This window comes from Bacteroides intestinalis DSM 17393 (assembly GCF_000172175.1).
Classification (GTDB): domain Bacteria; phylum Bacteroidota; class Bacteroidia; order Bacteroidales; family Bacteroidaceae; genus Bacteroides; species Bacteroides intestinalis.
In genome coordinates this window covers 994,188-1,017,421 of the sequence record NZ_ABJL02000007.1, presented here as the reverse complement: position 1 = coordinate 1,017,421, position 23,234 = coordinate 994,188, and the positions used below count along the sequence as shown (strand labels likewise).

General features: G+C 42.9%; 13 protein-coding genes and 2 tRNA genes. 4 read left to right on the top strand and 11 right to left on the bottom strand.

Annotated features, from left to right (window positions below):
* Positions 1 to 16: 16 nt before the first annotated feature.
* The 6 genes from BACINT_RS07550 to BACINT_RS07525 form a co-directional block, all read right to left on the bottom strand.
* A complete protein-coding gene (locus tag BACINT_RS07550) occupies positions 17 to 1,534 on the bottom strand; it encodes a RagB/SusD family nutrient uptake outer membrane protein (RefSeq protein ID WP_044154828.1) in 1,518 nt (505 codons plus the stop codon).
* A 32-nt stretch (positions 1,535 to 1,566) separates the two neighbouring features.
* Complete coding sequence (locus tag BACINT_RS07545) at positions 1,567 to 4,572, bottom strand: SusC/RagA family TonB-linked outer membrane protein (RefSeq protein ID WP_007661974.1); 3,006 nt, start codon at positions 4,570 to 4,572, stop codon at positions 1,567 to 1,569.
* 202 nt (positions 4,573 to 4,774) lie between these two features.
* On the bottom strand, positions 4,775 to 7,066 hold the full coding sequence (gene bglX, locus BACINT_RS07540) for a beta-glucosidase BglX (protein WP_044154827.1): 2,292 nt from the start codon (positions 7,064 to 7,066) through the stop codon (positions 4,775 to 4,777).
* Positions 7,067 to 7,236: 170 nt separating this feature from the next.
* Positions 7,237 to 10,074, bottom strand: a complete 2,838-nt coding sequence (locus BACINT_RS07535; RefSeq protein ID WP_182424760.1) for a triple tyrosine motif-containing protein — start codon at positions 10,072 to 10,074, stop codon at positions 7,237 to 7,239.
* A 147-nt stretch (positions 10,075 to 10,221) separates the two neighbouring features.
* Entirely contained in the window at positions 10,222 to 11,979 is a 1,758-nt protein-coding gene (locus BACINT_RS07530; protein ID WP_021967585.1) for a S41 family peptidase, read from the bottom strand.
* A gap of 10 nt (positions 11,980 to 11,989) precedes the next feature.
* A complete protein-coding gene (locus tag BACINT_RS07525; protein WP_021967584.1) occupies positions 11,990 to 12,970 on the bottom strand; it encodes an adenosine kinase in 981 nt (326 codons plus the stop codon).
* An 80-nt stretch (positions 12,971 to 13,050) separates the two neighbouring features.
* Here BACINT_RS07525 and BACINT_RS07520 point away from each other — a divergent pair.
* Positions 13,051 to 13,124, top strand: a tRNA-Asn gene (locus BACINT_RS07520).
* 24 nt (positions 13,125 to 13,148) lie between these two features.
* Positions 13,149 to 13,222 (top strand) — tRNA-Asn (locus tag BACINT_RS07515).
* A gap of 116 nt (positions 13,223 to 13,338) precedes the next feature.
* Here the strand turns inward: BACINT_RS07515 and BACINT_RS07510 are convergent.
* The 5 genes from BACINT_RS07510 to BACINT_RS07490 all read right to left on the bottom strand — a co-directional run bounded on the left by BACINT_RS07510 (position 13,339) and on the right by BACINT_RS07490 (position 19,296).
* Positions 13,339 to 14,043: a ComF family protein gene (locus BACINT_RS07510; RefSeq protein ID WP_007661951.1), complete on the bottom strand. Its 705-nt coding sequence runs from the start codon at positions 14,041 to 14,043 to the stop codon at positions 13,339 to 13,341.
* Positions 14,044 to 14,060: 17 nt separating this feature from the next.
* Positions 14,061 to 14,861: an inositol monophosphatase family protein gene (locus tag BACINT_RS07505; protein WP_007661949.1), complete on the bottom strand. Its 801-nt coding sequence runs from the start codon at positions 14,859 to 14,861 to the stop codon at positions 14,061 to 14,063.
* Positions 14,862 to 14,880: 19 nt separating this feature from the next.
* Positions 14,881 to 15,375 carry a 3'-5' exonuclease gene (locus BACINT_RS07500; protein WP_007661946.1) on the bottom strand — a complete coding sequence of 165 codons (495 nt, stop codon included), beginning with the start codon at positions 15,373 to 15,375 and terminating at the stop codon, positions 14,881 to 14,883.
* A gap of 14 nt (positions 15,376 to 15,389) precedes the next feature.
* A complete protein-coding gene (locus BACINT_RS07495; RefSeq protein ID WP_081450312.1) occupies positions 15,390 to 15,836 on the bottom strand; it encodes a hypothetical protein in 447 nt (148 codons plus the stop codon).
* 823 nt (positions 15,837 to 16,659) lie between these two features.
* Entirely contained in the window at positions 16,660 to 19,296 is a 2,637-nt protein-coding gene (locus BACINT_RS07490) for a hypothetical protein (protein ID WP_021967577.1), read from the bottom strand.
* Positions 19,297 to 19,548: 252 nt separating this feature from the next.
* Here BACINT_RS07490 and BACINT_RS07485 point away from each other — a divergent pair, with 252 nt between their 5' ends.
* Positions 19,549 to 20,076, top strand: coding sequence for an NUDIX hydrolase (locus BACINT_RS07485; RefSeq protein ID WP_007661942.1), 528 nt, complete (start codon positions 19,549 to 19,551; stop codon positions 20,074 to 20,076).
* A gap of 92 nt (positions 20,077 to 20,168) precedes the next feature.
* Positions 20,169 to 23,201 carry a tetratricopeptide repeat protein gene (locus tag BACINT_RS07480; RefSeq protein WP_007661941.1) on the top strand — a complete coding sequence of 1,011 codons (3,033 nt, stop codon included), beginning with the start codon at positions 20,169 to 20,171 and terminating at the stop codon, positions 23,199 to 23,201.
* Positions 23,202 to 23,234 lie beyond the last annotated feature (33 nt).

Genomic DNA, 23,234 nt, shown 5'->3' with positions numbered 1-23,234 from the left:
GTCATTACTATATGAATTAATAATTAGGGTTTTGAACTAACACGCCATTTGATTTGTCAATTTCGTCCTGAGGCAAAGGCAACAATGCATGCTTATCCTGGTAACCAGTCTTTCCGGCTGCATGCAGCACTTCCTTCGCTATTCCCCAACGTACAAGATCATAGAAGCGATCGAATTCCATACCCAACTCAACACGACGTTCATGACGAATAGCTTCCCGCAATTCACTCTGATTATCAGTGGTAACCTCCGGCAAGATATTAGCATTCGTACCACGGGCACGGGCACGTACCATCTCAAGATATCTTCTTGCACTTGTATTATCACCCAGTTCGCAAGCAGCTTCCGCAGCCATCAGTACGACATCCGAATAACGGATCAGACGAATATTCACCCAATACCCACTCTTCGTATACTTTTCACGCAAAGCCGGATCTGTATACACTTTCTTATTAAAATACTTTGCTATCACATCGGCATTGGCAACCGGTTTTTCTCCATAAGGCTTATTTGCAGGAATGGTTGAAGGATCTTCTCCTGTTCTAATAAAATACAATAAAGTCTCATCCTTTCTCGGGTCACCTTCTTCGAATGCATCAGCCAATAATTGAGTAGGAGTATGTTGGCCCCAACCTAAATTCCATTCACCGGCCCCACGACAGCCCTGTACCTGAGCATACTGGCTACCAATTTCGTTGGACCCCGGAAGAGCAGCAGTAGCAGTACATTGAAGTTCCAGAACAGACTCACCGCAGTTTTCACCTTTCTCACGGAAAATATCTTCATAAGGTGTATTCAGATTATATAAACCGGAAGAAATAACGTCCTCTGCTGCCGCACGCATATTGTTCCAATCATTACGCATCATATAAGTACGGGCATGTAAGGCACGAGCCGCTCCCCAGCTAAGACGACCGACATATTGTGCTTCCCAAGTCCTCGGCAGGTAAGATTCTGCATTCGTCAGATCTTCATCAATCAAAGTATATATCTGAGCTACAGAAGATTTGGGAATATTGGCATCTGCTACACTCCCTACTTTAAAATCAATCAAGGGCACTTCGCCAAAAGCACGTACCAAATTGAAATAACAGAAAGCACGCATCAATAAAGCCTCTCCCTTATTAACTAAGTCACCGCCTGTCAATGAAGGATTCGACTTCATCTCCTCCAATACATCATTTGCTTTATGAATCAAGGTATAATTGGCATTCCAGTAACTTTTTACCATGCCGTTACTTGCAGCATATTCAAAATCATCAAACATTTTTCCTGTTGCAGATCCGTCAGACAGTGTACTACCCTTTTCCGCATCTTCCGAACGCATACCATGAATAGCCAATGCCGTATTTCCGGAAACAATATGATAACCGCGAAGCAAGGCATACATGTTAAAAATCTGTGTTTCATAAGTACCCCCAGTCAGATCATCTTCAGTCAATACTCCTTGCGGTTTTTGATCTAACAGGTCACTGCATGACATCTGGGAACATCCCAATGCCAAAGCCATCACATAATAAAATATCTTTTTCATACTGATCGTTTTTCTTTTATTAGATTTCATGTTTAGAATGATAAGTTAAAGCCTAATGTATAAACTACAGGCATCGGATAACCTCCACCATCTACACCAAACGCTGTTGCACTACCACCAACTTCAGGAGTATATCCGGTATTGCGGCTCCATGTTTTAGGATTCTGCACATTACCATAGATACGTAAAGATTGCAGTTTGATGCGGTTCAACAAACGGGGATCAAAAGTATATCCCAGCTCTATGTTACGGATACGGAAGAAACTACCGTCTTCTACATAATAAGAAGAAGCTTCCAGGTTTACAGAACGGGATGGATCAAGAATCGGATCCCAGTTGGATGTTCCTTCACCATGCCAACGATTCAAATGTCCTGTGCGATAGTTGAATTGTGCGTAAGCACTACTATCCCAGTTACGATAAACCTCATTTCCATAAACTCCCATCATATCTACACTCAAATCAAAATTCTTGTAACCCAGATTTACGCTAAAACCATAAGTAAAATCCGGAGTAGGATTACCAATCATAGTACGGTCTTTCTCTGAGATAATACCGTCACCATTTACATCGGCAAACTTCAAATCGCCCGGCTTCACAGAAGCTACTTGGTTAGGTGCTGAAGTTTCGATATCAGTTTCATTCTGATAAACACCTGCCACTTTGTATCCATAGAAGTAGCCGATAGGATATCCTTCAGATACACGGGAAACGCCATTAATTATTGAATAATCCTTGCTTATCAATGATACAACTTCATTATCAATAGTCGTCAGATTGGCTGAAACACCATAACGCCAGTTTTCACCGATTTTATCGCTCCAGGATGCTGCCAACTCAAAACCACGGTTACGAATCTCTCCTGTATTCTGCAATGCAGGAACCGTACCTGAAAGACCGGGAACACTTGTCAGCAAGTCTTTGGTTGTCTTATTGTAATAAACAGGAGAAATCTGCATGCGACCATCCAACAGATGCATATCAAAACCAACTTCCCATGAATAGTTACGCTCCCAACCCAATGTCTGTGAAATCAGTTTATCCGGTCCCTTACCTGCAATAACATTATCACCAAAGACAGCAGAACCTGAACTTGTAATATTAGGATAGGCCGGATAGCGGGAACCTCCTGTATTCTGGCTTCCCAAAACACCCCATGAGCCTTTCAGCTTCAGATAATCGATTACATTCTGTTTCTTCATGAATGCCTCTTCACTCATAACCCAACCGGCACCGAATGAATAAAAATTATCCCATGTATTTCCTGTTCTCTTAAATACGGAAGAACCGTCACGACGATAAGAAGCATTCAGCAAATAACGATTTTTATAGTTATACAATGCACGGAACAGATAGGACATTGTAAACCGTTTGTATTGGGATCCACCATTAGTAGCTGATGTAGCATCATCAATCATAGTAATCCACCACTTATCTATATCTTCGCCAATGGGAACACCATAACCCGGCAATTGGCTGCGACCACCCGATAAATCAGAATATTCATTATAATTCGTAGTAAGACCGGCAGTCAGAGTTAGACCATGATCACCAAACTGATTAATATAAGTCAATACATAATCGGACTGTGCAGCCATTGATGTAGACTTCGACTGACTGATACTTTCTTTATCCGTCAATCTTTCTTTACCACCTTCTACATCCGGGTTATACACATAAATAAGCGGAGAATAAGAACGTGACTGGCTGGAAGCATAATCCAAGGAGAAAGTAGCCTTAAAGGTTAAATTCTTCATCAAATCAAGTTCTCCGTAGATATTTCCTGCCATACGATAATTTGCAGATTTATTATGAGCACCTCTCAACACAGGTTCAATCATAGGATTCCAGACCTGAGCACGCTGAAAATCAGGAAGAGTATGTAAAAGTCCGCTTTCTGCATCATAAACAGGAGCAATCGGAGCTGCTTTCAAAGCAGAACCTACACCTTTTGCATCAGGATATAATGCACGTACACCGTTCACCTGGAAACCAAAACGTAAGAAGTCGGTTACTTTATGTTCACTATGCAAATTCACAGTAAACTTATTCAGCTTTTCACTCTTGATGGAACCTTCTTCCATTACATATCCCAAGCCCAGATAAAACTTACTTCTATCTCCCGAGGCTGTAATGCTAACCGTATTGTTAGTAAGGAAACCTGTTTGGAACATCTCATCCTGCCAGTCAGTATCTGCATTCCATACAGTATAATCGTACGGATCGCCACCCTGATTCATGCGTTGTTCATTATAAAGCATTTTGAACTGCTCTGCATTAGTCAGGCTAACGCGGTCTGTAACCTTTTTCCAACCCACCGAACCATTAATGCTGACCTGAGTCTTACCTTCTTTCGCTTTCTTAGTAGTAATGATAATAACACCATTAGCACCACGTACACCAAAAATAGCCAAGGAAGAAGGGTCTTTCAGGATTTCCATAGATTCAATATCCGCTGTATTCAGATAGTTGATGTTATCCGTAAACAGTCCGTCCACTACATACAAAGGAGTATAACCATTGATAGAGTTTGTACCGCGAACACGAATTTCCGGATCCTGCCCGGCACGTCCTGTATTGATAACCTGCACACCAGCGACCTTACCTTGAATAGAAGCCAAAGGATTGGTAGATGGTTTTGAAGCAATCTCGGCAGCTTTCACTGTTACAATAGAACCGGTCAAATCACGCTTCTTGGCGCTACCATAACCTACTACTACAACTTCTTCAATGAGCTGGCTATCCTCTTCCATCATAAGATTCACTGTAGAACGCCCATTAAGCGCCACTTCCTGTTCCTTCATACCAATATAGCTGAATATCAAAGTGGCATTCGCCGGTACGCCAGGAATCTGGTATTTTCCGTCGATATCCGTAATAGTTCCCATATTCTCCTGTCCTTTTACCCGAACAGAAGCACCTATAACAGTTTCGCCTGTCTTATCTGTAACGACACCCGAAACTGTAATCTTGTTCTGCGCCATCGAAACGACAGCAAACAGCAACATCACACATGTAATTAATAGATTTCTTTTCATTTTGTATTGATTTAAAATTGCTCTGCAAACGTATAGCAATAATTGATTTAAGTCAAAAAACAGGCTACCACAAGAGTACCACGCCTAAACATGGTACTACTTTATAACTACTACATGCTCGCAGAACTAATTAGTTATCAGATATTTATTTTTAATAAAGATTCTGTATTCCCTCTTTATCTATCTACTACCAGGCAGATGCTTATTGAAGCGAAAATAAGGCCTTATTCACATCACGGCTATCACCACCTATCATTACTTCAAAGTCACCCGGTTCGCACACAAAATCCAGATTGTAATTGTAGAACTTCAACATATCAGCTGTTAACTTGAAAGACACTTGTTTGGATTCACCGGCTTTCAAGAAGATTTTTTCAAAGCCTTTCAGTTCTTTCACCGGACGTGTTACACTGCCTATAAGATCGCGGATATATAGCTGCACTACTTCCGAACCGTCATACTTACCTGTATTGGTTACCGTTACAGTTGCCATAATCTCTCCATTGATATTCATGGACGATTTATCCAATGTAATATCACTATAAGAGAAAGTAGTATAGCTCAAGCCATATCCAAACGGATAAAGCGGTTCGTTATCTACATCCAGATAATTGCTACGGAACTTCTGGAACCAGGCCCCTTGAGGCAAAGGACGACCAGTATTCTTATGGTTATAGAACAAAGGAATCTGTCCTACACTCTTCGGAAAAGTAGTAGTAAGTTTGCCACTCGGATTTACATTTCCAAACAGTACATCACCAATGGCAAGAGCAGCTTCACTACCACCAAACCACACATTCAGAATAGCAGGTACATTTTCCTGCTCCCAATTCAATACTAACGGACGACCGGTAAACAACACCAATACCACCGGTTTGCCGGTTTTCAACAATTCCTGCAAAAGTACACGTTGCGTATCCGGCATTTCGAGGTCTGTACGGCAACTACTTTCACCGCTCATCTCGGAAGACTCACCCAAAGCAGCAACAATCACGTCAGACTTGGCAGCTACAGCAAGCGCCTCATCCAGCAGTTCCTTATCTGTACGATTGTCACGATGCAGAGTACGGCCAAACATAGTAGCACGTTCTTCGTATTCGGCATCACTCATCAGATTACTTCCTTTAGCCGTAAGAATTTTAGCCTTGCCTCCCACTACTTCTTTCAAGCCTTCAATCAAAGAAGGATATTTGTTCATCACAGCGGCCACACTCCACGTGCCCGGCATATTGCTACGGCTATCGGCCAAAGGACCTACTACAGCAATGGTACCTTTCTTTGCCAGAGGGAGTACACTATTCTCATTCTTCAAGAGAACAAAGCTTTCCGAAGCTGTCTTACGGGCTATAGCGCGGTGTTCTTTTGTAAAGATTTGTTTTTTAGGACGGGTTATATCACAATATTTATAGGGATTATCAAAAAGCCCCAGCTTATACTTAGCTTCCAGAATACGGCGACAAGCAGCATCAACAGCCTTTACTGAAACTTTTCCTTCTTCCAGAGATTTTTTAAGTGTGCTTGTAAAAGCATCGCTCACCATATCCATATCGACACCTGCATTCAGAGCCAGGGCTGCAACTGTTTGTGTATCACCCATACCATGATCGGTCATTTCAGTGATACCGGTATAGTCCGTCACAACGAACCCATCAAAATTCCACTGCTTACGAAGTACATCGGTCATCAGCCACTTATTTCCGGTAGCCGGTACACCATCCACTTCATTGAATGAAGCCATCACACTACCCACACCTTCTTCCACGGCAGCCTGATAAGGTAACATATATTCGTTGAACATACGTTGATGACTCATATCCACTGTATTATAGTCGCGTCCGGCTTCTGATGCCCCATATAACGCAAAGTGCTTCACGCAAGCCATAATTTCATCATTACTACTCATATCTTTCCCTTGATAACCACGTACCATAGCACGCGCAATCTCCGCTCCCAAGAAGGGATCTTCACCATTCCCTTCGGAAACTCGTCCCCAACGGGGATCACGGGAAACATCCACCATCGGACTGAATGTCCAGCAAATACCATCAGCACTGGCTTCGATAGCAGCAATACGTGCAGATTCTTCAATAGCTGTCATGTTCCAGGTACAGGATAATCCCAGAGGAATAGGAAATACCGTTTCGTATCCATGAATTACATCCATACCAAATAAAAGAGGAATACCCAGACGACTTTCTTCTACTGCCTGTTTCTGAACGTCACGAATACGCTCCACGCCTTTCAAGTTAAAGAGTCCGCCCACTTCACCGGCACGGATACGCTTAGCCACATTACTACTCTTGGCTTGTCCGGTGGTTATTTCACCCGTAACAGGCAAGTTCAACTGGCCGATTTTCTCTTCCAGAGTCATCTTCTTCATCAGATCATCAATAAAGCGATCCATATCGACAGGAGATTTTTGTGCTTGCATATTGGCAGATACCAGCACCAATAAAATTAAAAACGATTGTACCTTAAGGATTAATTGTCTCATGCTTTTCATTCTTTATTATTTTTGGAGAAAAATGATTTCGCTGCAAATAAAGAGAAAGCACCTTAAACCGCCACAATACAGAGCTACAACAAAAGTACCTTTAGTGCAAAACACAAAAAAAGGAGGTACTATTTTAGTACTTCCTTTCACATTATTACGTTAAGAATCAACTATTTAAAATTAATCATAAAATCCGTCAGACTATCTTCCTGAGATAGATTAAATTTCTTACGCAAGCGATACCTTGCTGCATCTACGCCTCTCACCGATATATTCAGCAGCTTGGCAATCTCCTTTGTCGGCATATTCAGGCGGAGTAAAGCACAGAAACGTAAATCACCTGCTGTCAGATCCGGATATTGTTGTTTCAGGTTTCGGAAGAAGTTCTCATGTATCCGGTCAAAATTCGCCTGAAACATATTCCAGTTTTCCTCATCTGAAACGATACTTTGATTAATCAATACTAAGAGCTTATCCAGATTCTTCCGCGTATACTGCCCTGATAACTTCTGCTGTTGTATTTCTTCTTTCAACGAATTCAAAAACTCCTGATGGGCAATATTGGTCATCACAACTCCGGACAGCTCTTTACTCTTAAAACGTAAATCAGCTTCCAGTTGCTCTTTTTCCAATTCAATAATCTTCTTTTCCTGTATTTCTATCTCAGCTTGATGGGCAATGCGTTGCTGTTCAATCACCCTGTCTTTCTTCTTCTTCACAGACTGATAAACGACGTATTGCAACAACAATAACAGCAACACCCCAATCAGAACATAACCGGTGATAGCCCAATATGATAGATACCAAGGCCTCAAAACTTCAAAAGGTAGCGTTACCGATGCCAATACTTCATTCTCATTATAAATCTCAGCTTTGAAAGCATACGCCCCAAATGGCAAACGGGTATATTTCTTCTGCAGGCTGCGGTCACCTTCCACCCACTGATCAGATAGTCCTTCCAATTTATACCTTACCTTGTAAGTATAGTCATTATAAACCGGATAGCATAAAGAGAAGCATACGGTATTCAAATCTGCATCAATCTTGTTCTCTTTTTGCACCGACAATCGTTTTACTTTTCCCGTCCACTCCGACTCAGTCGTTATAGCTGAGATCCACAAAGAGCGCCTAATAGAGGACTTGTACAAAAGAGAACTATCTGAATCAATCCGGGCAACAGCATTATTCAAGCAGAGATAAGAACTGCCACTCTCCTTGTCATAAACCATCGCCGCTCTCTCCTCTATCGACAAACCATCAAACAAAGAAAACGGAATACTATGTTCAATCCGGAAAACATTCATCTCACATTTCACTAAATATGCCATCTTACTGCTGACAAACCAGTATAGATTGCCTTTTGCATGACTCACACTATGTATTCCTTTCAAATCCGCCAATTGTTCATTCATCGATTCATAAGGAATAATAGAATCATTCATATCTTCGTAAGTGTAAAACGTTTCCCCATTTGAAAAAACAACCCGTCCGTTGATCTTAAACAAAGAGAAGTCCCCATCTTTCACATCACCCAGTTCCATATAGGTTCTGACATCTTCTACCCGTTTCAGATCCGGATTAATCCGAAAACGGAATAATCCTTTCCGTAAATGCTTCACCCAGATATTCCCCTGCGGATCCATCTCGATCTCCCGCACCATGTGGGTAAACCCGCCTAACGACCGCAGAAACCTCCAGATACCCGAAGGCTCCTCATTGTATAAATTCAGAAACGTATAGGTACCTTGCAATAAGAACGAACGTCCTTCCAGATTGACTTCTTTCATGCACATCGCTCCTCTCACATCCGAAATCAGCGATGCCTGCGAACCCGATATCTGAAAAGTTCCTTTATTATGTCCGCATAAAATCTGTTTTCCCCATTCACCAACGAACCATGCCTGCTCTTCCAGTCCCGGCACAAGTTCGGGGACTCTGTTCCTAATCCTGTAAAGTCCTTGATTGGAAGCGATATAAGCCTCATCCTCTTTCACCAGCACATCATAGACCATTCCTATTTTCCGGTAAGGGGGCTCATAATAATATACCAGGGAGTTATTTTGTATATAGGCTATACCTTCATCCAAAGCTGCCCAAACATTGTTATCGGCATCACAGTACAGCCCTAATATGGTATTATTTTGTAAGCGGCTGTCCGTATTCTCTTTCCAAAGTAAACGTCCTTTTTTATCTATTGCATAAATCCCATTAGAAAGCGTACCGATAATATAGCAACTGTCTTTTGTCATTACAGCCCGGTTCACAGAGTACTTTTCAAGCTCGGCATCACATTCTGTATGCCACTTCAGTATCTTTCCACTTTGATAAACAAAACCACCACTCTTTTGTGTCAGGAATAAAACGCCATCATTATACGGAAGTCCTGCCACCACATCACTGTTGCCCAATGATTTTCGTTCAATCAGATTTTCCAGCCCATTCTTTGCAAGAATAAAAAGCCCTCCGTTTATCTGTTGAGAATAAACCGTATCACCTACCTGAAATAAATTCAAAGGAAGAGTTTTTGTACGAATCCCCTTCACGGTATGCCCGTCATAAAAGAACAGAGAACCGAAAGACTGAAATACGATCTCCCCATGTGCCGACGTAATCGTCCAAATTTCATCATTATGAAACTGGAAATCTTTCACTTCATCTTTTAAAGAGTGGTACACAAGGCTATCCAATGAATTACGTTCGAAATATCCGAACTCCTCAAAAGAACCCACAAATATCTTGCCGTCTTTACCGATATATACAGAGCGTACTATATTCCTGGAAGGTAATTCATGAAGCTCCCAGCTATTTCCATCAAACTCCAGCAAACCTTTGTTATTGCCAATATACATAACTCCCCTATCATCCTGGGTGATAGACCAGTTCTGAATACCTGCATTATAATCTGATACGGAATAGCTCCTCACGATGGGAGAGAAAGGAATAGAGGAACCACGTGATAAGCTACTAAAAAGAGAAAATATGCAAAATAACAACAGAGATATTCTCATATATATTGATTTACAAGCAACCTGTCAGCAAAGGTAATTGTTTTCCACCAAAAAACCGGATAACTTTATGGATTATCTTTTCCGGGAAGGTAAAGATAGGCCGTAAAATTATCCGGTTACTTATTTTAAGAAGCTACAAGCTATAACCTAAACTACATAGTCAAAAATCATCAGACTGTTTTTTCGGTATGAATTAAAATTCACCAAGCTTGTTTCTTTGCCCTTCTCTTTTATGACCGTAGTCTCCGGCACGCTCAGCATTTTCTTATACTCCTCCGAGTTACCCAGTACCTTCGCTGCTTCATTCAGGTCATTATCATCCTTCAGTTGCTGGATGATGCCACCACGCTGGAAATAATATCGTTTGATGATATCTTGTGCTATCATGTTCTTGATATCTTTTGCAAAGTAATCCAGGTCACGGTCCAGATTATGACTAAGTTTTTGTTCAAGTGCCTTAAATTCTTCGGAAGCATCTTTCATATAGCCTTCAAATTCGGCCATCTCTTTCAAGTTCTTCAGAATCTTCTCGCTCTGCTGGTCATATTTAAAGTCCGCCTTCTTCACCATTTCCTTAAACTCTGCATAATCAGCATCCGTCACTTCGAAATTCTCGGGAGAAGCGATTGTGGGATGCTTCAAGCAGTATTGCGTAGCATAATTAAAGATCAGATTATCATTCACCAGATAGAACAAAATATTGGGTAACTTTTCCTGTTCCACTACAACGTCCGGTGTCACACCACCGCCATCACGCACTTCACGTCCGATAGCCGTATGGAATACAGTAGTCAAACTATCAGGAATACGTCCTACACTACCATCCGGATTACGATGCTTGTAATCTATCGCCTGTACACAACGACCACTGGGAATATAATACTTGGAAGTAGTCACCTTCATCGTACCACCATAAGGCAAAGTACGCGGAACCTGCACCAAACCTTTTCCAAACGTGCGATTGCCTACAATCACTGCACGGTCATAATCCTGCAAGGCACCCGCCAGAATTTCCGAAGCAGAAGCCGTACCGCTATTTACCAATACAGCAATAGGAATATCCGTATCCAACGGTTCGCGCAATGTCTTATACGTATTGCTGGCTTGTTTTATCTTACCTTTCGTGGTTACAATCGTCTTGCCACGGGGCAAAAAGTAATTGGCTATCTCTACAGCTTCTTCCAACAAACCACCGCCATTATTACGTAAATCGATCACCAATGAAGTGATACCTTGTTTCTTTAAATCAAGGAAAGCCTTCTTAAACTCTTTGGACGGATTTCCGGAAAAAGTACTCAGGTTGATATAACCGATATTGTTATCCAGTTTGCTGTAATAAGGAATAAGCGGCAACTGGATGTTCTTACGGACAATTGTAAAATCTAATGGCTTTGCCTCACCGGGACGCTCAACCTTCAGTTGGAAACTGGTCCCCACCTGCCCACGAAGCATTTTGCTCACATCCGTATTTCCGGTCAAATCCTTTCCATCTATTTCAAGCAAGATATCGCCAGCTTTCAATCCTACTTCCGCAGCAGGCATATTTTCGTAAGGTTCTACAATTACCGTACGCTTCAGTTTCGGCTCATATCGGATGATAGAACCTATACCTCCATAAGAAGCCTTAAGCATTTGTTCCAGTTCACTACGATCCTCCTCCGGATAAAACTCCGTATAGGGGTCCAGCGAATACAGCATCGCATCGATGCCCTCACGTATCGTCTTATTCGGGTCCAACGTATCTACATAGAACATATCCAGTTCCTTCACAATGGAGTTGAATATATCCAGGTTCTTTGCAATCTGGAAACTGCGGCTATCGCCACTCTTGAAACTAAAAAAGACAACTGCACCTACTACTAACAGTAAGGTAGCTATCCAGCGTACTTTCAGTATTTTCTTCATATCCTGTTTATTATAGTTCACTGATTCTCGTTTTGATATCTTCCCACCACTCGGCAGGCATTTCTGCACCGATCACCCGGATGATGCTTCCTGAAAGGATGGAACCTATCTTACCACATTTCTCCAGAGAATATCCGCAAGTCAGTCCATATAAGAAACCAGCAGCGAAATAATCACCTGCACCGGTCGTATCTATTACCCTGTCCACAGTGACAGCATGCACATGCACTTCCTCTGTCCCTTTACGAATGAGTGATCCTCTGGCACCCAACTTCACAATGGCGATGCTGCACATTTTAGCAATCACATCCAATGCTTCTTCCGGTTCTTTACCCGTAAATGCTTTTGCTTCCTCCTCATTGGCAAACACAATATCCACATACTTGTTTATCAATAAAGAGAAGAAATCATGGTCTTGCTCCACAATATTATAGCTTGCCATATCCAGGCAGATTTGCAATCCGGCTTCTTTTGCCAGTTCAATGGCACGAAGTATCATATCATGATCCTGCACCAGATAACCTTCAATGAACAAATAAGTATAGCCCTTAAACATCTCCCGTGAAAGGTCTTCAGCCTTTAATGTAGCGGCGGCCCCCAAATAAGTACCAAAAGTACGTTCCCCGTCAGGTGATATAAAAGTGGAAGCCACCCCCGAAGGTAACTCAGAAGAAACTAATAAATTTGCTTCCGTTCCCCGTTCCAACAAACTTTGCCGATAAAACTTTCCATAAGCATCATTACCAACCTTACCAATGAATCCTGTTCCTGCTCCGAGGCATGCCATACCACGAATTGCATTTCCTGCAGAGCCCCCGGTGGCCAGTTCTGTTTCCATTTCACTGAAACACTCATTGATTATCAGCAGTTTCGTTTCATCAATCAGAGTCATGCTCCCCTTGGGAAGTTCCATTTCGTTTAGAATTTGGTCGTCGTTGAGAGTAGCAAGAACATCAACAAGGGCGTTGCCCATTCCAATTATTTTGTCCATTTCGATTTTTTTTTTGCAAAGATATTGCATATTTCAAAATATCCTATTACTTTTGCACCGCATTTGAGAAAAAACAACATTCTTCCTTAGCTCAGTCGGTTAGAGCATCTGACTGTTAATCAGAGGGTCCTTGGTTCAAGTCCAAGAGGAAGAGCGAAAGAGAAACTTGAATGCATATTCTTCCTTAGCTCAGTCGGTTAGAGCATCTGACTGTTAATCAGAGGGTCCTTGGTTCAAGTCCAAGAGGAAGAGCGAAAAGGTTCGTCATTACGGCGAACCTTTTTTGTTTTCTGTCCCACGAATAGCTTTATCAAAGATACAGATTCGGCTGAATGCCGAATTCATTTTCCATATTAACATTATTTATACTATCCTTCGGCTACCGCCAATGTCAGCACACTAATGCGTACTCCTTCTACTTCATGAAAAACATCGGCACAAGCCGTAGTGGTAGAGCCGGTAGTCAACACATCATCAATGATCAGTACATGCTTTCCCACAAAATTCTCCGGATGGCGAAGCCGAAAGATGCCATCCACATTCTCCCAACGTTCATAAGTCGATTTACGGGTTTGCGTATCCGTATGCTTCTCACGTATCACCGAAGATACGTCCACAGGCAATCCTACTACCTGAGACACTCCACGGGCAATCCATTCACTTTGATTGTACCCGCGCGCCTTCCGCTTACGGGGATGCAGAGGTACAGGAATAATGACATCTATACCTTCAAAGAAATCTGTTGTAGCCAACTCTGCAGCCATAAAACGCCCCATTATTGCACCCAGTTCTTTTCGTCCTCCATACTTGAACTGATGCAGTATCTTGCGAAAGTCACTCCCTTTGCGATAGAAGAAATAAGAAGTGGCACGTTCCAAAGGAATCTTTCCCCAGAATATACGCTCCACAAGGTTATCTTTTACCTTATGGTAATTGGTACGGGGCATGTTAATGTTGCAATGCGTGCAAATAGCCTCTTCACCTTCTACAAGCGGAGCTCCACAAACCACACAACAACGTGGGAAAAAGAGATGAAACAGAGGGCCTAACCAGATTTTCACAGTATTTTTCATTAAGTAGTTTATTTATGTTACATCCCCAATGGAGGGACTTCTTGTATCAGTTGTTGCAACGTAGAATGCAGATGTCCGTTCGTAGCAATAATATGATGCCCTTCTATAAAACTTTCATTTCCATAGAAGTCGGTCACCCGACCACCTGCCTCCAATACAAGCAATGCGGCCGCCGAATAATCCCATTTACCAATAAACGCTTCCGCCCAGGCATCAAAACGTCCGGCAGCTACATAACATATCGCTAAGGCAGCAGAACCGGTCATACGAATGCCACCTACTTTACCATACAGGTTATGTATCAAGTGTTCTCCCGTGCGGGCATATTGACACGAGTTATAAGGCAGTTCAACTACCAGAAAGGCATCTTCCATCTGTTGTACATTGGAAACCTGTATCCGCTGACCATCTACGTAAGCGCCACCGTCTTTCCAACCATAGAAACACTCATCCCGGCAAGGATCGTACACCACACCCAACAAAAGTTCCTCCCTAGAGCGAAGGGCTATACATACACAGTAAGGTGCATTGTCATGGATATAATTCGTAGTCCCGTCCAGCGGGTCCACAACCCAGCAATAGGGTTCATCCTGATACACAGCCGAACCTTCTTCCGTAATAAAACCGGCTTCCGGCAACAATGCGGAGAGCTCGGCAACAATCTGCTTCTCCGATTCTTTATCTACGTAGGACACGTAGTCATGCGCATGTTTCTTTTCCACGCTCTCGCTACGGAATGTTTTTCTTTCTTCTTTCAAAAAACTTCCTGCATCCATAGCAATGCGGCAGACTTCCGCAGTAAGTGATGCTAAATCCATATTCGTACTTTTTTCTTCGTTATTCTATTATTTCCCGGGCAATCCAAGCACAAGCCTCAGCATCAGCCAATGCATGGTGATGCTGTTCCAACTCGTACCCAACATAGGCCGCTACCGTATGCAACTGATAACTGGGCAAACCTTTGATTCGCCTTCGTGCCGTACTCAAGGTACAATGAAATTCATAATCGGGGTAATCTAAACAGTAAGTCTTGAAAACCGCTTTCAAACAGCTTTCATCAAAACCTTTGTTATGCGCCACAAGCGGAAGCCCCTCTATAAGCGGTGCAATCTCCTGCCATACCACCGGAAATACCGGCGCTTCCGCTGTATCTGCCAATGTCAGCCCATGCACCCGGGTATTCCAATAGGAGTAATACTCCGGCTCAGGACGAATAAGACTATAGTAATTATCTACAATCTCCCCATCCCGTACAATCACTACTCCAACACTGCACACACTGGTGCGTTGTTCATTGGCAGTTTCAAAATCTATGGCAGCAAAGTTCTCCATAACAGTTCAAACAATTACCTAGCCTCGTCCGCCTGCTGATAGATCAGATTTCCTCGTTGGCTGATTGTCCATTTTCCATTCTCCTGGCGGACATTCTTTGTATCATCGTCTTCCACATTCCAGGCATAGTCTCCGCCCGGCAGCGAACGGCGATCCAATATTTCATTGGGTTGGTCACCAGAGAAGAATAATTCTACTTGCAATGAGTCGGAAGCAAAAACAATATACGCCGTATTTTCCTTATCTGCCACACTTTCCATGCGGACACCTTTTTCCCAAAGGCGAATGCAGTCTTTTTGCACTTCACTCCACGTATATCCGGCGGAAGCAATGCAGCCATGCTCGTCTTTATCATTACCTACGGCGTTACTTTCAGCCTTTTTATTTTTGGTATTACCACATGCTGTGAGTGCGACACTCGCACCCATTAAGAGCAATAAACAGATGTATCCTGCTTTCATAAGAATCATTCATTAATATTTCGTACGCCAAAAGTACAAATAAAGCCGAAAACTTCTCCATCTGCTTCACTCTTTTATTTTCCGGTCTACAATTCCAACTGGCTGAGCTGTCGCAGTTATAACTTGAGCCCAAGCTAATTTTATAAAAACAAAAAAAGACCGATTTTGCCTACATCCTACACCCGGGACATTAATATACTCATTAATAACATCTTGTGTGACATGAAAGATTAGCATGCGGGTGTAGGCAAAGCGTCTTCCTACACCGCATTTTTTCAATATATTTACTCACCTTCAATATAACATTCTATTTTTCAACATTATATACATTTCACACAGAACTCAACAAATTATCTTCAAACAGCACCTTTCTACGAGTAAATTAAGCTCATTCAGTGCTTTTTTCTTCAAAAATCCCGCAACATTACCATAATTCTTGCAAATAATGAAGGAGTACGGCACCAAACACACCGGAAAACGAGGGGTAACACAATCCTTTCCAAGGATTCAAGAACAGCAACAAAGTAGATAAATGCATATTTAGCCTAATGATTTTGCTCTTTTGAACCGGACAAAATGTTCTTTTGCCTAATTGAAAACTTCGTCCCTCAATTGCGGGCTGTCTGGTGGCCAATTGCGGGCTGTCCAGCCCCCATATCGAAACCGTCGGGCCCACAATTGAGGGACAAAGTTTTCAACCAGGCAAAAGTGCAAAATCAATAAGGTACAAGCAAGTTTACACTCAACCATTAGATATTTTTTCTTATGCATCTAGATATATTCGGTTTCATGGAATATATACTTAAAGGGCGTGAGCTATCTATTACTCTTCCACTCGGAGCAAGTAACCGTTTGCTGTCACTCCCTCTATTATCAAATGCGGATCAATCAAGTTATCCGGTGTATAGAAACGGATGACAGCTCTGCCGTTTTCATCGGTTTGCAGATTTGGATTCCAATAAACAGTGGTGCGTATGTCGGGTTTATCGTTCTCTTTAGGTTCGGACGTTTCGTACACAGGATGATAAAATTCAGCAGATTCGTAATAGCCCTGTTTAGTAAATAGAGACAATCCGGGAGAAGAGCCTCCAAGCCTTGTACCCGGTTTAAGCACAACCACAACAGCACCTCCTATCGCTTCACTTCCAAAATGGAGAGTTGCTGATTCAGGCCTTAAAAGTTCTATATTTTCAACCGCACTGGCGTCGATATTAGTTAATATCATCGCCCCTTCTTCAGACACACACTGCATTTCGTCAATCAGAAAAACAGGTGAAGATTTACAACCGAATATGTTTAAATCATAGCCTACTATTTGCGTCCGCGGTAATCGACCTAATAAATCAAAAGCACTGCCACTTCCTACTGACTGTTTCAACTGCTCCAACAGCTTACCCGAATATTGAGAATCAGAAAATTCAGCATAACTTCTATACGCACTTTGCCGCTCCGAAGCCGTGACTGTTACTTCCCGTAAACGAACCACTTGCATACCTTCTTCATTCTGATGAATATCACGGACTATCTGATCGTATCCGTCGAACTTTTTCTCATTTTCAGAAGTGACCGGAAACGGATGAGCGGGCTGAGTATAAGTTATAGAATCAATCTTCAGAGTAACGGTTGCTCGTCCGGCTTTACTTTTAGCTTGTGCCACAAAAGTAACCATATCACTATAATCGATATCTTCGAAGGCAAAACAACCTTTTTCATCTGTATTAGTAACCGAAGTTAATTTTAACTTGGGAGCAAATAATACTACCGGGCAGTCTTTCGCCACTCCACCGAAAAGTTTCGTAACCTTTCCACCAATTACCTGTTTCGTCTCCATCAGATAATCAATCCGTACGGTCGGCAATTGGCTTATGTCAGTATGCGAAAATCGGGACCATCCATGAGTCAGGAGCAAAAGTTCCATATGATAGCCTGTTCGCAAAGCCCTTTCAGAGAAGTAATAACCGGGATTATTTATATATCCTTTCAAATCGGACATCAATAAAAACGATGCACGAATGTGATCGGTCAGCGAGTCGGGAGTAATGACATTACGGTCAGTCAGGCTAACCGACAGAGAAGTTTCTACAGGATTTCCTTTTTTATCGGTGATACATAAAGGCAATTCAACCAATTTTCTCCGTTGTGCCAGAGGGGGCAAAGATGGCATCTCAAAATTCACGAGTTCTTCCGGAGCTTCAAATATTAATCGCCTGCTTAATACTGTACCGCTGTTATCCACCAATAATAGTTCCGTAATTCCTTCCTGTAATTCCGAATCGTTGAATTGCCCGAAAGTTTTCTTTGCAGTAAGCGGAATAAAAACATTAGGAATGCCCCGCGTATGTCCGACAAGGTAAAGCGTATCCTGCCATTGTGTATGCCGGGCTTTTAATAAATTATAGCGAACCGTTCCTTTCCTGTGATATACGCTCAATTGAATTCCGCCGGATTTCACCTCCGGCAACGAAAACCTGCGATAAAAAGAGCCATTCCGGGAGGCTGTAACCTGATACTTTTCTCCGGCAGAAGGAGTGAAAGAGAATACTCCCATACCGTCGTGTTCAGTCTGGACAGTGGAAATGGTATCTCCGGAATCGTTGAGTAAATAACCCTGCAAATCACAACAGTTTCCATCTGGCTGTTGCGCTTTAAAAGCTACCCGCTGATTGCATCCGTCCAATAAGTCACCCCCTTCCGGGAAAAAGCTTAATGCAAATTCCTGCTTTCTGTTTCCCAATAGAGGTACATGAAAAGTCCGGTCGTATTGATAAGGGCCATCTGCAAAAGTAACCTCTATCGTCCGACTATCGCCCATATCGCCTATTAATGGTATATTAAAACCTATTTCCCCATTTGCATTAGTCCGTCTCAAATAGTGCTTTTCCGTCTTCCGGGCTGATATGATCCGGTTCTCCACCCGGACATCGGGTAGCGGTTTATTCTGCTCATCCGTAAAACGCACCGTAACAGTGCATTGTCCCTCTCCTTCTTCATAGTGAATGGAAGACTGAATGCTACGATCGAGCGAATTGCCTATCCGTAATTTATGATAGTAAAAATAGGCATCCCCTGCATTCATCATCCATTGGGTATAGGCACGTAGGTAATATTCTCCGGCAGGTATATCAGGAGGCAAAGTAATGCTGCCATAAAAACTCCCGTTTTTCCTCTTTATCTTGTATCGATTCTGTATCCTGTCATCACTGCTTACCAGTTCTATATATATGAAATTACTGCCTGTGTACGGAATATGCGATATGGCATTTATCAGATAGCCTTTCCAATAAATTCTTTCACCGGCGGCATAATAGGGCTTATCCAGGTGCAGATAAAGCTTCTCTTGAGGATACTTGCTTAGCAACGTAAAATTATCACTAATCTTTTCTTTCAGATTCTGAGAATGCAGACTAGTACTTAGCATGCAGAATATCAAGAATAGATATACAAAGGGTGTGTGTTTCATCGTAATTTGTTTTTATGATAAGCTCACTCTTGAAAGTTAATTATGCAAATTAACGGACTTACGGATACAATAATGTTCGGTTTTAGCTAATTAAAATCCAGAAATATCTATAACGGACAGTTAGGGCCAAAAACACGAACTTATCCCCCACTAACTATTGTTATACCAACAACATTCAGTACATTTGCAGAAGAGAACTCCGTAAACAGAACTATTTGAAATAAAAAGATTAAAAAACTAATTACCAATCTTATGGAACACCCTCTTTCCCAATTCAAATACTGCCCCAAGTGTGGCTCCATACACTTTGAAATCAACAACGAAAAATCAAAACGCTGTGCCGACTGCGGATTTGTATATTACTTCAACCCCTCCGCCGCCACCGTAGCCTTGATTATGAACGAACAGAATGAATTGCTGGTATGCCGCCGCGCCAAAGACCCGGCTAAAGGGACACTCGATTTGCCCGGTGGTTTCATCGACATGGCCGAAACCGGAGAAGAAGGAGTGCGCCGTGAAGTGAAAGAAGAAACAGGCATGGAAGTGAATAAGGCGGAATATCTTTTTTCCTTACCTAACATATATGTGTATTCCGGTTTCCCTGTCCACACGCTGGATCTGTTTTTCCGTTGCACGGTAGCTGATACGCTGCATTACAAAGCAATGGATGACGCCGCAGACCTGTTTTTTATCCCATTGAAAGAGATACGCACAGAAGATTTCGGACTGGGGTCTATCCGGAAAGGATTAGGGATATTCCTGAAAGAAATGAGCGAATAATTATTCAACCGACACCTGTATATCCTAAAAAAGCCAAATAAGTGTAACAAATTCGACTTAAAACCCGTACTTTTGTAAAAACGCGTTGTATTATGAAGAATAAAATCTCCCGAATACTGTGCACGGCTCTCTGCTGTGCACCCCTGCTCGCTACAGCACAGACCAGCGAGAAAATCACTTCCCCCCAACGACTTTATCAGGAAGGACAATCATTGTTCCAACAAAAAGCTTACGCTGCCGCCATCCCGCCACTCCAGGCCTTTGTGCGCCAGGTAGACGCTGAAGGCAAACCATTGCCTGCCGAAGGCGAACGGATGGAGGCTGAATATATGCTGGTATGCGCCGCTTATGAACTGAAAGATACGAAAAGTATAGATAAATTGCGTGCCTATCTGGATGAGTACCCCGATACTCCATACGCTAATCGCATTTATGCACTCATGGCTTCCGTATACTTCTTCGAAGGAAACTATGATGCGGCTATGGCTATGTTCAATGCTTCCCGCCTCGACTTGCTTGGAAATGAAGAACGGGATGACATGACCTATCGCCTCGCCACCTGCTACCTGAAAACAGGAAATGTGAAAGAAGCCGCCATTTGGTTCGAGACGCTTCGTAGTACCAGCAAGAAATATGTTGCGGATTGCACTTATTACCTTTCATACATCCGTTATACCCAACAGCGCTACGATGACGCCCTGACTGGCTTCCTGTCCTTGCAGGATAATGAAAAGTATAAAGCATTGGCGCCTTATTATATAGCAGAAATTTATCTGATAAAGAAGAATTATGATAAGGCGGAAATCGTCGCACAGAATTACTTGTCTGCCTACCCCAACAATGAATATACCGCAGAAATGTATCGTGTTCTGGGTGATGCGGACTATCACTTCGGAAAATACCACGAAGCAATGGGAGCATTTGAAAAGTACCTGGCAAACAACAAAGAGGAAGCGCCCCGCCGGGATGCGCTCTACATGCTGGGACTTTCATATTATCACTCCGGTGTGTATACCAAAGCAGCCAATACCCTCGGGGAAGTAGCTACAGGGAATGATGCGCTTTCACAGAATGCCTATCTGCACATGGGCTTGTCGTACCTGCAAATGGGAGACAAGAACAAAGCGCGTATGGCATTTGAACAGGCTTCCGCCTCTAATGCAAACATGCAGATCAAGGAGCAGGCCGCATACAACTATGCCCTCTGTATTCACGAAACTTCTTATTCCGCTTTCGGTGAATCTGTCACCGTTTTCGAAAAGTTCCTCAATGAATTCCCCAATTCCCAGTATGTGGATAAAGTCAGCAGTTATCTGGTAGAGGTGTATATGAATACCCGCAGTTATGAAGCTGCCCTGAAATCCATCGAACGTATCACCCATCCGGGTGCTGCCATTCTGGAGGCTAAACAGAAAATCCTGTTCCACCTCGGCACCCAGTCTTTTGCAAATACACAATTCCAGGAAGCTATCGGTTATTTCAACCAGTCTATCGCTTTGGGGCAATACAACTTGCAAACCAAAGCGGATGCCATCTATTGGAGAGGTGAATCTTATTATCGCCTGAACCGGATGCAGGAAGCTGCCCGTAACTTTAACGAATATCTGAACCTGACTCCGGACAGGAATACGGAGACTTATGCATTGGCATATTATAATCTGGCTTATATTGCTTTCCACGAAAAGGATTATACGCTTGCACAAAACCGCTTCCTGAAGTTTACACAACTGGAAAAAGGAGAAAATGCCACCGCACTTGCCGACGCCTATAACCGTATAGGCGACTGCCACCTACATGTTCGCCGTTTTGATGAAGCCAAACAATACTATAATAAAGCTGAGAATATGGGAACTCCCGCAGGAGACTACTCATTCTATCAGTTGGCTTTAGTAGCCGGCCTACAAAAAGATTATGACGGCAAAGTGGCATTACTCAACCGTCTGTCCGGCAAATATCCGAATTCTCCTTACGCCATAAATGCACTTTATGAAAAAGGACGTTCGTATGTACAGACTAACAACAGCCGCCAGGCCATCGCAGCCTTCAAAGAGTTACTGGATAAATATCCGGAAAGCCCGGTCAGCCGGAAAGCTGCCGCTGAAATTGGCTTGCTGTACTATCAGAACGATGATTATGATCGTGCGATAGAAGCATACAAGCATGTTGTAACACAATATCCGGGTAGCGAGGAAGCACGTCTTGCCATGCGAGACTTGAAATCCATTTATGTGGATGCCAACCGCGTAGATGAGTTTGCCGAGCTGGCGGCTAAAGTACCGGGGGAAATTCGTTTCGACGCCAGCGAACAGGACTCACTGACTTACATCGCTGCTGAAAAGGTATACATGAAAGGAGACATTGCACCAGCCAAGGCAAGCTTTACACGCTATCTGCTAAGTTATCCCAACGGTGCATTCAGCCTGAATGCGCACTATTATTTGTGTGTCATCGGCAAAGAGCAGAAAGATGAAGAAGCAGTACTGGAACACGCCGGTAAGCTGTTGGAATATCCGGACACTCCCTACTCACAGGAAGCACTTATCGCACGGGCTGAAATACTATTCAACCGTAAACATTTCGACCAGGCACTTACCGACTACAAGCAGTTGAAGGCAAAAGCGACCACCACCGAACGTCGCCAGCTTGCAGCAACCGGTATGCTACGCAGTGCAGCCATGATGCAGGATGATGTAGAAACAATCGCTGCTGCTACAGACATGCTTGCCGAGGCTAAGCTGACACCGGAACTGCGCAACGAAGCCCTGTATTTCCGCGCTAAAGCATACTTGAACCAACAGGCCGACAAAAAAGCGATGAACGATCTTCAGGCATTGGCTAAAGATACACGCACTCTCTATGGAGCCGAAGCTAAATACTTGGTTGCCCTGCAACTGTATAAAGCCCATGAGTATGCTGCCGCCGAGAAAGAAATACTTAACTTCATCGAACAAAGTACACCACACGCTTACTGGCTGGCACGCAGCTTTATTTTGCTGTCTGATGTATATGTAGCCATGGATAAGAAACTGGATGCACGCCAATACTTATTGAGCCTGCAGCAGAATTACCATGCTGACGATGACATTGAACAGATGATCAATGAAAGACTGGAAAAACTGAAATAAAGGAATAAGGACACAAGTTGACAAGATACGAGG

Coding starts and splice junctions, on each gene's coding strand:
- BACINT_RS07530 (WP_021967585.1), bottom strand. CDS start 11,979: ATGAAGAAAATACTGAAAGTACGCTGGATAGCTACCTTACTGTTAGTA.
- BACINT_RS07480 (WP_007661941.1), top strand. CDS start 20,169: ATGAAGAATAAAATCTCCCGAATACTGTGCACGGCTCTCTGCTGTGCA.
- BACINT_RS07545 (WP_007661974.1), bottom strand. CDS start 4,572: ATGAAAAGAAATCTATTAATTACATGTGTGATGTTGCTGTTTGCTGTC.
- BACINT_RS07510 (WP_007661951.1), bottom strand. CDS start 14,043: ATGAAAAATACTGTGAAAATCTGGTTAGGCCCTCTGTTTCATCTCTTT.
- BACINT_RS07535 (WP_182424760.1), bottom strand. CDS start 10,074: ATGAGAATATCTCTGTTGTTATTTTGCATATTTTCTCTTTTTAGTAGC.
- BACINT_RS07490 (WP_021967577.1), bottom strand. CDS start 19,296: ATGAAACACACACCCTTTGTATATCTATTCTTGATATTCTGCATGCTA.
- BACINT_RS07500 (WP_007661946.1), bottom strand. CDS start 15,375: ATGGAGAACTTTGCTGCCATAGATTTTGAAACTGCCAATGAACAACGC.
- BACINT_RS07485 (WP_007661942.1), top strand. CDS start 19,549: ATGGAACACCCTCTTTCCCAATTCAAATACTGCCCCAAGTGTGGCTCC.
- BACINT_RS07525 (WP_021967584.1), bottom strand. CDS start 12,970: ATGGACAAAATAATTGGAATGGGCAACGCCCTTGTTGATGTTCTTGCT.
- BACINT_RS07505 (WP_007661949.1), bottom strand. CDS start 14,861: ATGGATTTAGCATCACTTACTGCGGAAGTCTGCCGCATTGCTATGGAT.
- bglX (WP_044154827.1), bottom strand. CDS start 7,066: ATGAGACAATTAATCCTTAAGGTACAATCGTTTTTAATTTTATTGGTG.
- BACINT_RS07495 (WP_081450312.1), bottom strand. CDS start 15,836: ATGAAAGCAGGATACATCTGTTTATTGCTCTTAATGGGTGCGAGTGTC.
- BACINT_RS07550 (WP_044154828.1), bottom strand. CDS start 1,534: ATGAAAAAGATATTTTATTATGTGATGGCTTTGGCATTGGGATGTTCC.